The following is a 12,203-nucleotide window of genomic DNA, read 5'->3' on the forward strand; positions in this document are numbered from 1 at the left end:
TGAAATTTATAAAGTGATATAAAAAAGGTTATAGTGTTAACCGCATCATAGCATAATTGTTATGTTGTAAGAGAATGCTAGAAAAAATAACACACCATATATTCCTGAAAATTGGTTCAGGAGTCTCTACGGAGCGACCGTAAATTGCTCTACTATGGAGTGCAACTCTCAAACTGTGATTCTGCTGAATTTATTATAGAATCTTTTTTTGTTGTATTTGTGATCCATGTATAGGCGGCAAATGGTTGTGATCCCGTAGAGCAGGTGCAAGGGGGAGAAACAACTTGGAAATTTGGAAGGATATTTTAGCGGCTCTGAGCGGGGTTTTAAATGGATTGCCTCAGGGTCTATTGGCGATGGCTTTTGGCTTTGCTTCGGTGCCGACGGCTCTTGCCTTTATGGTGGGCGCAGCAGGGAATGCCTTTACTGGCAATCTTGCTGTTGTCTCCTATCAAGCGGAAACCATTACTCTAGCAGGGACTCTGGGTAAAAATATGCGCGAGCGAATATCAATCATATTCGTTGGGGCTGCCATTATGTTAATCGTCGGAATGTTCGGCCTTTTGGAGAAGATTATCGATTGGATTGGTCCCGTTATTGCGAGCGGCATGATGGCGGGGGTTGGTATCATGCTGACCAAAGTCGCGTGGGATATGTTAAAAAGTGATCGGGTAATCGGGGTCAGTTCCCTAATCAGTGCCTTATTGGTCTATTTGGCAACTAAGGATCTGGTTTACACCATTACTGTATCTGTGATTCTTTCGAGTATTGTGCATTATTTTATAAACAAAAATCAAATAGCTGGGACGAAACCGGAAGGACCAAAAGAGGGATTTGTGAGGCAGAAACTTATGATCAATCCCATGGTGATTCGGGGTGCACTGGCAATCGCCTGCTTAAATATAGGAGCGAATATTGCCTTTGGAAACGTGAATGAACAGATTGCCGGCAAGGATGTAAACGTAGATATCTTAACCATTATTAGCAGTTTGGCTGATATGGTATCCTCGTTTTTCGGAGGAGCGCCAGTGGAAATTATTATATCTGCCACTTCAAGTGCTCCGCATCCGGTTTGGTCTGGAGTATTAATGATGGGATTGATGGCCGTCATCCTTCTAACCGGGCTTCTTCCTAAAATCGGCAGAGTGGTACCCAGTGCTTCCATCGCGGGTTTCTTGTTCGTGCTGGGGTCCATTGTCACATTGCCGTCGAGTGCCATTGCTTCACTGACTGGAGAGGGAGCAGGTTCTGGTGTAATCGGCGGTGTAACGATGGTTGTCACGGCCATTACCGATCCGTTCCTTGGGATGGTTGCTGGTGTCATGGTTGAATTTTTAATGAAGCTGTTTGGATTTTAAGGAGGGGATAAAATGAATACCTATACTTTGCAATTAGGAGAACTGACCAGAGAACTGCCTATTATTCCGATTTCAGACGAGCTAAGCATTGCCAGTTTTGTTATTTTAGGAGATACAGAGCTCGTTAGTACAGCGGCGCCGTTGCTTGCCCAAAAACTGCCTCCTGTCGATGTGATTGTGACAGCGGAGGCCAAAGGAATTCCATTTGTGTATGAACTTTCGAAACATCTGGACATGAATCGTTATGTTGTAGCAAGAAAGAGTACAAAACCCTATATGGCGGATCCGCTGGTCCATAAAGTGGTGTCCATCACCACCCAAAAAGAGCAGATTCTTTGTTTAGATGGAAAGGATGCTGCATTCTTAAAAGGAAAGAAAGTGGCACTTATTGACGATGTCATCAGCACAGGAGAATCGCTCCGTGCCCTAACCGACCTCGTCGAAGAAGCAGGCGGCATCATCGCCGCCAAAGCAGCTATCCTTGCAGAAGGCGACGCCGCCAACCGCGACGACATCATCTTCCTCGAAAAGCTGCCGCTCTTTTAAAGAAGTCCGGTTCTACTGCACCATTTAGCGCCAAGAGTAGCCCAGTCAGATCTGGGCTACTCTTGGGATGATAACTTCATTGAAGAATATCAATTACTATAGGGCCGATAATCCACCTCGACTTTGTCTTTTTCCTGATAAGGCGCCAGCATAAAAGCGGCTTTAAAGACGGTGTCTCCCTTATTAATTAAATAGTGGACTTTCTTTGGTTCCACATGAACAAAATCCCCTGGTTTGCATTGGAAAACTTCTTCGTCGATATGAATCTCCAGCTCACCTTCTAATATATAGAAGTTCTCTTCCATAAAATTATGATAATGGGCGGTAAAATCCTGTCCTGGCTGCAGGACCACGACACCAAAATTCATTCTGGGGCCTTTAAGCAAATACTTGGGGCCGTAATCACCAAACCGGTAATCTCTTTCCTTCTCGTTAATAACCGTCATGTTGTCTCTCTCCTTCGATATTTTATAGGCCTGGTGCGATCCACATGTGTTCTGTATATCCTTGGTCAGCCAATTCCAGTTGCACTTTGTAGATGGTTTCCCACTTGTTATACAATTCATCATAGATGGAGCGGTTCGATTCCGTTGGTTCAAAGGTTTTTTCAAATTTTACGACCTTGTCGATAGCATCTTGAAAACTATCATAAATGCCGGCTCCCACTCCTGCACAAATGGCCGCGCCAAGGGCTGTCGCTTCCTTTACAACAGGCACCTTAACCTTAGCATTCAGAACGTCCGACAAAATTTGGCACCATAGGTCACTTTTTGAAGCGCCACCTCCAAACACGATCGATTCCGGCCATTGGTTCGTCACCTTGGTGACATTTTCAATATTCCCCCTTGTGACCAGAGCGGCATTTTCCATAATGGCTCGATAAAAGGTCGCTTTATTGAAGGAATCGGTAAACTTAAAATCTATGAAACTGGGTGCCGCATGTTTCCACGAAAAGTAGTTCATTTTATCAGAAAACGTACCAATCATGCCATGGCAGCCTGCTGGTACACTTTGGGCTTTTTTCTCCATCTGGTCATAAATGCTTTCTCCGGTTTCCTTCTGAAGGTAGGCTTCCAGATCACAGAAGGTATCGCGGAACCATCTCATGATTAACCCTGGAAAGAAGGCGATGGCTTCATACTGCCAGGTGTTTGGAATTGCATGGCAATTCACCCGGACCTTGCATTGCTCATTGATTTCCACATGTTCGGTTGTATATTCATATTGCCAAAAGCTCCCGCCCAGTACGGCTGCATCCCCATTGTTGACCACGCCCATGCCGATACACCCTAATTGAGCATCGCCACCCCCGGCCACCACTAAGGTCTGCGTGCTCAATCCAGTCTGTGCGGCAAACTTTTCCGTCACTCGGCCAACGATCGATCCGCTCTCATGTACAATCGGATAAATATCACCCCTAAGGCCCGCTTTCTCTGGGATACTTGGATCCCACGCCCTTTTCTTCAAATCGAAAAGGCCAGTTGTGCAGCCGTTCGAGGGTTCAACCGAAATCACGTCGGTCAGGCGATAGGTAATCCAGTCGTTCAGCATCGTCACATATTTCACTTTTTCATACGTTTCCGGGATGTTATTTTTCACCCAAAGGATCCTCGGGATAGCTCCCAGTGAAAAAGTCTGGCCAGAGACCTGATGAATATCTGCTTCGATCGTATCTCCTAATGCATAAAGGTTTGCGACTTCATCATTTGACCTAGAGTCCACGTTGGCACAAGCCCATAATTCCTTTCCGTCTTCATCATAGAGGACAATGGCTTCCCGCATGCTTGTGGTGGAAATGGCTGCAATGTTTTCCGGGACGATGTTGCTTTTTGCTAAAATTTCCTTGATTAAATCGATGATGGTTTCGATATTTTTATCGATGTCAAAGTCCATCGAACCTGGATAGCGTTTATCTTCGTTATGGGTCCATTCGGATTGTGTGACATACCGTTCATTGCCGAAGGTGTCGAACAAAATGACTCTGACACTTCCGGTTCCGGCATCAATCGCCATTAAGTACTTTTCCATCTTTTCACCTCTTCCTTTCCAATTGATTGGGAGCCTTTCATTCGATTAGACTTTTGGAAACGGCTTCGTCGGTAATTAAGACATCGATATATCCTCCTTTTAAAGCGCCGATAATCGCTTCTCTTTTTTCAGATCCTCCCGCAACAGCCACGACATGTTGAAGGGACTTTAATAATTGGATATCGGTACTGACGAGTTGCTTGTGCAATTTAAGATCTAATACCTTGCCATTGATGTCATAAAATTGGCTAAGTAAATCTCCCGCGGCCCCCATTGACCTGAAGATTTCCATCTCATTGGTGTTCAAATATCCTTCCTTCACAAGGGTGGCCCGCTCGTTAACGGCTCCAATGCCAATGACGGTGATGGTGGAATAAGGAATCATTTCAAAGATTTTCTTGATTGGTTTTTCATTGACCAACAGTTTGGCGAGAGGTTCTGTGGATGTTAATAACGGGGCTGGCATAATGTAATGGTGATAGTTGGGATTGGTATAATAATCGGATGATGAGTCGATGACGGTTGGAATGTAAAATTTCACTCCGCCGGATAAAGAGACAAACGTGACTTTGTACTTCGTTGAGATGTTTAAGTGGCTCAAGGTTCGGGAAACGGCTTCCCCATAGCCAATATTAATCATGGTATCGCTGGTAATTCTGTCTTCAATATAGTGGGCAGCGGCTTTTGTCAGACTGTCCAACAAGTTTTCATTAGAGGAGGGAACGATATAAATATCCTGCAAATCATATTTCTGCTTAATCTTTTGCTGCAAATCAAAATCCACCAAATTATTCAGATTGATTTTAAATTGGATAATATGATTGGCCTTTGCGATCTCCAAATACTTAATGACCTTCATCCGCGATAGATGGAGAGAATCCGCTATGTCGTTCTGAGTCATTCCTTCCATGTAATATTTCCAGGCGATTTTGATCATGAGGCTATTTTCATATGTCATGTGCTTCACTCTCTACAGTTTATTTTTAAAACAAAAATTTTATGTTCGAACGATTGTGTTACTTTTGCTTAGGGGCAAAACAAAAGCAACAGCACAGCCCTTATATATTGTAATAAGGGTGTCATGAGGATTATGCCTAGTTCATATATCTCAAATATGGAGCCATCAAAAGTGGATAAAGTTTAATAGCTAATAATATGTTTAATCGTTAATAAAATGTCTAAAGGAGTAATAGACTTATAAAAAAAGTAAGCGGTTGCAATACGGTACTAAGGCAGGTGGTAGGATGAAGGCGCCAAAGAACTTAGTCAGATTGGAAAATATCCGCAAGTCGTTCAACCGGAACACGGTATTGGATGGGGTTACACTCGAGTTGAATGCGTCAGAGGTCATATCGATTATAGGTGGGAATGGGGCAGGAAAAAGCACTTTAATGAAAATCCTCACGGGAATTTACCAAGCCGATTACGGGAGGATTGAAATTAACGGTGAGCAGGCCGACCATTTAAGCCCATTTGCCGCGCATGAAAGAGGGATTTATTTAGTGCCGCAGGAGCCGCTGTTATTTCCCAATATGACCGTTGAACAGAACCTGACGATTGGAGTTCAAAAGGATATATATGAAGTGAAACAAGAGGCGGTAAAGCTCATCAAGGAATTGGGCTGGAAACTGGATTTGAACCGGCTGGCCGCCACCTTGAGTATCGCCGAGCAGCAGCAGCTTGAGATTATTAAAGGGCTTTTACGGGAATCAAAGGTGTTAATTCTGGATGAGCCGACGTCGACCTTAACCTTTTCTGAAACAGAGTCGCTTTTTAAAGTCATTGAGCAGTTAAAGAATTCCGGGGTAGGAATCTTTTATATTACCCACCGTCTGGATGAAGTGTTTCGCATATCGACCCATGCGGTGATTCTGAGGGATGGCAAAGTCACACTGAAAGGGAGGGTCGAAGAGTTTACGAAGGAAATGCTGATTCAAGGTCTGCTCCCAGTGGGAAATGAAAACCGCTTGGAGGATCAGTTTGAAAGACAAAAATCTTATCATGTTGGGGAAGAACCGATTCTTAAAGTGGAAAATATGACGGGCGATGGATTCAGGAATATTAGTTTTGAAGTTTATAAGGGAGAAGTGGTGGGGCTTGCCGGGCTTGTCGGCGCCGGGAGAACCGAGATTGCTGAAGCGATTTATGGAATCAATCCGGTCCAGAGCGGCAAAGTCTATCTTGATGGAAAAGACATCACCAATCTGTCCGTGAAAGAAACGATCAACAGCGGGCTGGCCTATATCCCTGAAGACCGTTTTTTAAATGGCATTTTCTCCATCAGCTCTGTCCGAAATAACATCACCTCACAGATTATTAAACGTCACGGCATTTTTACGAAGAAGAGATTAGAAGAACAAGTTGCCAATCAGTATATTGAAAGATTGCGCATTAAGCTGAGTTCGCTGGAGGAGGAGATCAAATCACTGTCGGGAGGGAACCAACAGAAGGCCGTGATTGCCAGGGCTCTGTCCATGAACCCTAAATTAATCATCATGGATGAACCGACAAGGGGAATTGATGCTGCGGCCAGGGGGGACATCTATTCCATCATTACCGAATTAAAAACGCAAGGATTTTCCATCCTGCTGATTTCTTCTGACTTGGAGGAAATCGAACGAATCAGTGACCGCATCTATGCTGTGTATCAAGGGACTTGCCATGTGTGCCTGAGCCTGGATGAAATTAATGCGGTGAATGTGATGAAAGCAGCTTTTGGAGCATTTGAAGGAAGTGAAAAGTCACATGACTAGCCTTTTGAAAATTTTCAAACAACGAGAATTTAGAACTTTTATCTTTTTAATCCTTCTTTTTGTGATTGTGGGTTTAGTCAACACAGACTATCTATCGTTGCAGAATATTGATAAATCCCTGAAAAGCAGCCTGTTATTTATCGTTCTTGCCGTGGGGATGACGTTTGTTTTATTAACCGGCAATTTGGATATATCTGTAGGCGGAACACTGGGCTTAAGTGCCGCCGTTAGTGGAACGATTTTAAGAGAAGGGGGAAATATTTTTCTTGCGGTCCTTACGGCCATCTTGATTGGGGTCTGCATTGGACTCATTAATGGCTTTGGGGTCATAAAATTAAAAATTTCTTCCTTCATTATGACACTAGCGATCCTCTCCATTACGAGAGTGGTCCAAGTCATTTATACAGATGGAAAATGGGTGGAGAATATTCCCGCCGCCTTTAAAGAGCTTTCGAATAAAGACATCCTTGGAATCAATCTATTATCTGTCGTTGTCATTGTCGGAGTTATCTTGGTTCAGGTTTACCTATCTAAGAGCAGCAAGGGAAGGTATTACAATGCGATCGGTGACAACAAAGACGGAGCGGTTTCCTTGGGGATTCCGGTCAACCGATATATTGCTTACTCCTTTGTGATTTCCGGAGTCTGTGCCTCCTTGGCCGGGTTGATTTTTGTTAGTCAAGTGGGCTTCGTCTCCACCAATGCTGGAGCAGGAATTGAGCTTACCGTTATTGCTTCGTGTGTGCTTGGGGGCGTGTCATTGATTGGCGGAATCGGAACCACTGTCGGAGCTGCTTTGGGTGCGATCATTTTAACATCGATTAACTCGGCACTCGTTTATATGAAGGTGCCCGCCTTTTGGAATGATACGATTTCGGGTTCTTTATTAATCATCATTGTCGTCATTGATGCCCTCCTTGCGTTTTCTGCGAGTAAAAAGGCCAAAAGGGTCCGGTTAAATGCAAGAGTTTCTCGAAGGGAGGCCGAGACATGACATGTTAACGAAAATCCCCAAATGGAACCTTACTTTGTTAGCCTTAATTGTGCTGGAAATCATCGTGTTTGGAATGATCAACCCTAGATTCTGGAACATCACCATCTTGTTAAATAGTTTTAATGATTTTATCAGCATTGCGATCATTGGTTTCTTTGTTACATTGGTCGTGATTACAGGAGGAATCGATATATCAGGCGTCTCCATTATTGGGTTAACCTCCGTTGTTACGGGTCTGTTATCCCAAGTGGCTGGCCTGAATATATGGCTTTCCGTTTTCTGTGCGGTTTTAGTCGGCGGGTTATGCGGACTGCTCAACGGCGTCCTGATTGCCTATGGAAGAGTTCAAGCCATGGTGATTACTCTTGGAGGCATGCTTTTATATAGCGGAATGGCCATTGTGCTGGTGGGATTGTCGGGGGTAAGTACCTATGAAGGGATTTCCGGTTTTTCGGAAGGGTTTAGCCAGATTGCCAATGGGGATGTCTTGGGAATCCCCAATGCTGTTATCTTATTTATCATGATGTTTTTGATCGCCTATATCCTGCTGCACCGCACGCGGTATGGCCGATATCTATATTTGACAGGGATTAATCCCAACACGGCTGAGTATTCTGGCATCAACACCAGAAAAATCATTACCAGCACGTACATCTTGTCAGGGTTGAGTGCCGGGATTGCGGGGGTGGTGTTAACTTCCTACTTAGGCAGTGCACGGGCAGATTATGGCGCTGAGTATCTGATGCCTATTCTGACTGTCGTTGTATTGGGGGGAACCTTGATTACTGGAGGAAAAGGGGGTGTTGTGGGAACCGCATTAGCCAGCATCATTTTGGGATTTATGCAGATTGGCTTGCAAATGGCGGGAGTTTCGACCCAGTATATTGGGCTAGCCACAGGGGTTCTTCTCATCGTGTCGGTCGCATTCCTGGGGGTCAATCCGGAGTTTAGATGGAATGTTAAAAGAATCGTTTCCCAAAAACAAAATACGGGAGGTTAAGCTGCAATGGGTAAATTGAAATCTTTTCAACTATGGAGTGTTGTGGCAATCGTGATGTTGGTAGTGGCTGCCTGCGGATCAAAGGATGATGCTTCCGGCGGCGGAGGCAAAAAGAAAGATGCAAAAGATATTCAGGTGGTTTTCATCCCCAAAATGACAGGGAATGCTTTCTTTGAATCGGGTAACGATGGTGCCCAGGAAATGGCCAAGAAAATCGGTTTTAAAGTCAAGTACGATGGCGCCCCAGAAGGAACGGTTGCCAACCAAGTCCAAATCATTAATAGTGCGGTGAATAGCGGTGCCGATGCCATCGCCATCTCCTCCGTCACGTCTGATGGTTTAAATCAAGCGTTGAAAAAGGCATTGGACGCCGGAATGAAAGTGGTCACATGGGATTCGGATGTCGACCCTAAGTATCGTTCTGTTTATGTGGACCAAGGTACACCGGACATTTTGGGTAAAATGCTTGTAGACATGGCGGCCCAGCAAATGGATAACCCCAATGATGCGAAAAAAATTGCTTGGTTCTATTCCAGCCCGACTGTCCCCGACCAAAACTCATGGGTCAAAGCGGCCAACCAATACATTAAGGAAAAATATCCAAAATGGGAAGTGGTCACGACTCAATTTGGTGATGCCAATGAACAAAAATCCTTGCAGGTAGGGGCAAGTATTTTGGATTCTTATCCGGATATTGATGCGGTCATCTGCCCGGATTCTACCGCTCTTCCAGCCATGGCACAGGCGGCTGAAAATAAAGGGTTGAAAGCGGATGATGTCATCATTACCGGTTTTGCTTCACCGAATTCCATGCGCCAATTTATTGAAAACGGAACGATCAACAACCATGGTTTATGGGATGTAAAAGATCAAGGTGCCCTTGCCGTTTATGTGGCTTATTGGTTGGCCCAAGGCAATAAATTAAAAGTGGGCGATTCTATAGATGTTCCTGATATGGGTTCTGTCAAAGTAGAGCCGAACACCGTTCAAGGCTACGATTATACGGCAGATGATTCAGGAATTATCGTGCTGCCGGAGCGGATTGTGTTTACGAAAGATAATACTAAAGACTACGATTTTTAGATAGTTATAGGGAAGCGGCTGACATAGAATCAAAGGAGAGGAAGAAATGGCAGATAATGTTGGCAACAAGCATGCAAAGGAGTTCTTTGAGAGTGTTCCGTTCGCCAATAATGGGGACTTCCACGTCAAAGGGGCTAATCATTATGACTGGGGGATGAAGGACCGCCTATCGAGAATCTTTAACCCTGACACGGGTAAAACAGTCATGTTAGCCTTTGACCATGGTTATTTTATGGGACCTACTTCTGGGTTGGAAAGATTAGATTTGCTGATTCCGAGATTGGCCCCTTATGCGGATTGTTTAATGGGCACAAGAGGCGCCATTCGCAGCAGTGTTCCGCCCAGCTATAATAAGGCGATTGCCTTAAGAGCCTCTTCCGGATCCAGTGTTCTTCAAGATGATCTTAGCCACGAATCCATGGTGGTGGATATCGAGGATGCCATTAAGATGAATGCGAGTGCCATTGCGATTCAAACGTTTATCGGCTCCGACGGACAAAAGGAAACGATTGAGGAGTTAAACCGAGCGGTGAACCTGGGGTCAAGATATTCCATCCCCACTTTGGGTGTAGTTGCCGTTGGCAAACAAATGGAGCGGACGACTCCATTCTTCTTGTTGGCGACAAGAATGCTGGCTGAATTTGGCGCGCAAATCGTTAAAACCTATTATTGTGAGGATTTTGAAAAAGTGGCGGCTGCATGTCCGGTGCCATTGGTGGTGGCAGGCGGCAAGAAATTGCCGGAAAAAGAAGCCCTTACGCTTGCCTATCATTCGATTCAAGGCGGAGCGGCGGGTGTGGATATGGGGAGAAATATCTTCCAATCTGAATACCCGAAGGCCATGATTCAGGCTGTTCGTAAAGTGGTGCATGAAGGATATACAGATGTTGAGGCCTATGAGTTTTATCGGGAGATTACAAACTAATTCGGAAAACCATGAGGACGGTTCTTGTGGCAGCAATAACCATGAGAGCCGTCCAAAACACTGAAGAATTTTTATTAGACAGTTTGCTAGTTTTTTAGAACAATAATGTCTTATAGAACACTTATATGGGACACGTTGCTTGTGTTATAGAATAAAAATGTCTCATAGAAGGCCAATATGGGACAGTTTGCCGGGTTTTTTGCACCCCAATGTCCCATAGTAGCCTATAAGAGTCCTTCCATTTTTTTGAAACAGTTTTCGTTGCCCTCGGTTCCGTGGGCTTTTTATCATACCTGGCCTTTTTGGGAAACGGGCGATGTTTTACCATTTCTAGCCAGGGCTGCATAGGCAATGATCGAAAACAAGCTCGTGGTGAAAATGATCACTCCGAATGGCACTGCCGAATATTCACCTGCAATCCCCACCAGCGGGGCAGTGACAGCACCTAATAAGGTTGGCATGACGCCCAAGAGTGCCGCTGCACTTCCTGCGATGTGCCCTTGCGACTCCATCGCTAATGTAAAAGAAGTCGGACCAGTAATACCGATTGCAGCGTTTAAAAAGAAAAGCGCAAGGACTAACATCATTAACGGACCATGCACAAAAACTTCGATCAGGACAATCGTCCCGGATACAAAAGCTAATACTAGTCCAATCAATAGAATACTATCTTCCTTAATCTTCCCTGCTAATAGTTTCACCACTTGAGCCCCTAATATTAAACTAATCCCATTCAAAGCAAATAGTAAGGAAAACACTTGCGGTGTCACATCATAAATTTTTTGATATACAAATGAGGCTCCGGAAATGTAGGCAAAAATCCCGGAAAACAAGATGCCTTGAACAAGAGCGTATCCCATGAATCTCTTATGTTTGAACAGCTCTTTGAAATTCCTTAATATTCCGATAAAATCACTAGAAACACGCCGCTCTACAGGCAGACTTTCTTTGATTTTCATGGCAGTTAGAGCAGATAATAAGACTCCAAAACAACCTAAAAAGATAAATATACCGACCCATGGGGAAAAGATAATAATGGCACTTCCTGAAAGCGGTGCAATCATCGGCGCCAGATTCCCGATGACGGTTAAGAGTGAAAAAAACTTGGTCAGTTCGATTCCGCTATATAAATCACGGACAATGGCACGGGATATGACAATCCCAGCGGAGCCTGCAAATCCCTGGATGAAACGCAAAACGATAAATACCGTCATGTTCGGCGCGAAAGCACATGCGAAAGAAGAAACAGCATATACAATCATCGAAATCAATAAAGGCTTCCGCCTGCCATGAACATCACTTAAGGCCCCCATGATGATTTGGCCGAATGCAATCCCCAAAATACAAGAGGTCAAGCTTGCCTGGACCATCGAAGCTTTTGTCTCGAAATCGCCCATGATTTTAGGGAAGGAAGCTAAATACATATCGATGGTGAACGGGCCAATGGCAGAAAATACGGCTAAAAGGATCGCAAAAGCAAGCGAATATTTTTTTGTCTTTACAACCAATGCCATAC

At 44.4% G+C, this 12,203-nt stretch carries 11 protein-coding genes and 1 riboswitch; of the genes, 7 read left to right on the forward strand and 4 right to left on the reverse strand.

Annotation, left to right across the window (positions count from 1 at the left end):
* The first annotated feature begins 74 nt into the window (after nucleotides 1–74).
* Nucleotides 75–175, forward strand: a riboswitch (purine riboswitch).
* A gap of 109 nt (nucleotides 176–284) precedes the next feature.
* Nucleotides 285–1,358 carry an NCS2 family permease gene (locus ACY8D0_RS10925; protein ID WP_462410532.1) on the forward strand — a complete coding sequence of 358 codons (1,074 nt, stop codon included), beginning with the start codon at nucleotides 285–287 and terminating at the stop codon, nucleotides 1,356–1,358.
* 12 nt (nucleotides 1,359–1,370) lie between these two features.
* Nucleotides 1,371–1,904, forward strand: coding sequence for a phosphoribosyltransferase family protein (locus tag ACY8D0_RS10930; RefSeq protein ID WP_462410533.1), 534 nt, complete (start codon nucleotides 1,371–1,373; stop codon nucleotides 1,902–1,904).
* 89 nt (nucleotides 1,905–1,993) lie between these two features.
* Here ACY8D0_RS10930 and ACY8D0_RS10935 read toward each other — a convergent pair whose 3' ends face one another.
* The 3 genes from ACY8D0_RS10935 to ACY8D0_RS10945 are packed head-to-tail and all read right to left on the reverse strand — an operon-like array spanning nucleotide 1,994 to nucleotide 4,890.
* Nucleotides 1,994–2,350, reverse strand: a complete 357-nt coding sequence (locus ACY8D0_RS10935) for a cupin domain-containing protein (RefSeq protein ID WP_462410534.1) — start codon at nucleotides 2,348–2,350, stop codon at nucleotides 1,994–1,996.
* Between the two features lie 22 nt (nucleotides 2,351–2,372).
* Nucleotides 2,373–3,932, reverse strand: coding sequence for an autoinducer-2 kinase (gene lsrK, locus ACY8D0_RS10940; RefSeq protein WP_462410535.1), 1,560 nt, complete (start codon nucleotides 3,930–3,932; stop codon nucleotides 2,373–2,375).
* Nucleotides 3,933–3,969: 37 nt separating this feature from the next.
* Nucleotides 3,970–4,890: a sugar-binding transcriptional regulator gene (locus ACY8D0_RS10945; protein ID WP_462410536.1), complete on the reverse strand. Its 921-nt coding sequence runs from the start codon at nucleotides 4,888–4,890 to the stop codon at nucleotides 3,970–3,972.
* A gap of 286 nt (nucleotides 4,891–5,176) precedes the next feature.
* Between ACY8D0_RS10945 and ACY8D0_RS10950 the strand changes: the two genes are divergently transcribed.
* From ACY8D0_RS10950 to lsrF, 5 genes are read left to right on the forward strand one after another with little or no spacing between them, the layout of a single operon-like run.
* The gene (locus tag ACY8D0_RS10950; protein WP_462410537.1) at nucleotides 5,177–6,685 is read left to right on the forward strand and encodes a sugar ABC transporter ATP-binding protein; all 1,509 of its coding nucleotides are present in this window, start codon (nucleotides 5,177–5,179) and stop codon (nucleotides 6,683–6,685) included.
* On the forward strand, nucleotides 6,678–7,679 hold the full coding sequence (locus ACY8D0_RS10955; protein WP_462410538.1) for an ABC transporter permease: 1,002 nt from the start codon (nucleotides 6,678–6,680) through the stop codon (nucleotides 7,677–7,679). The genes ACY8D0_RS10950 and ACY8D0_RS10955 overlap by 8 nt, the downstream gene beginning before the upstream one ends.
* 1 nt (nucleotide 7,680) lies before the next feature.
* Nucleotides 7,681–8,679, forward strand: coding sequence for an ABC transporter permease (locus ACY8D0_RS10960; RefSeq protein ID WP_462410539.1), 999 nt, complete (start codon nucleotides 7,681–7,683; stop codon nucleotides 8,677–8,679).
* A gap of 6 nt (nucleotides 8,680–8,685) precedes the next feature.
* Nucleotides 8,686–9,762, forward strand: a complete 1,077-nt coding sequence (lsrB, locus tag ACY8D0_RS10965; RefSeq protein WP_462410540.1) for an autoinducer 2 ABC transporter substrate-binding protein LsrB — start codon at nucleotides 8,686–8,688, stop codon at nucleotides 9,760–9,762.
* Nucleotides 9,763–9,808: 46 nt separating this feature from the next.
* Nucleotides 9,809–10,687, forward strand: a complete 879-nt coding sequence (lsrF, locus tag ACY8D0_RS10970) for a 3-hydroxy-5-phosphonooxypentane-2,4-dione thiolase (RefSeq protein WP_462410541.1) — start codon at nucleotides 9,809–9,811, stop codon at nucleotides 10,685–10,687.
* 287 nt (nucleotides 10,688–10,974) lie between these two features.
* Here lsrF and ACY8D0_RS10975 read toward each other — a convergent pair whose 3' ends face one another.
* A complete protein-coding gene (locus ACY8D0_RS10975) occupies nucleotides 10,975–12,201 on the reverse strand; it encodes a multidrug effflux MFS transporter (RefSeq protein ID WP_462410542.1) in 1,227 nt (408 codons plus the stop codon).
* Between the last annotated feature and the right edge of the window lie 2 nt (nucleotides 12,202–12,203).

Source organism: Neobacillus camarae, assembly GCF_054950115.1.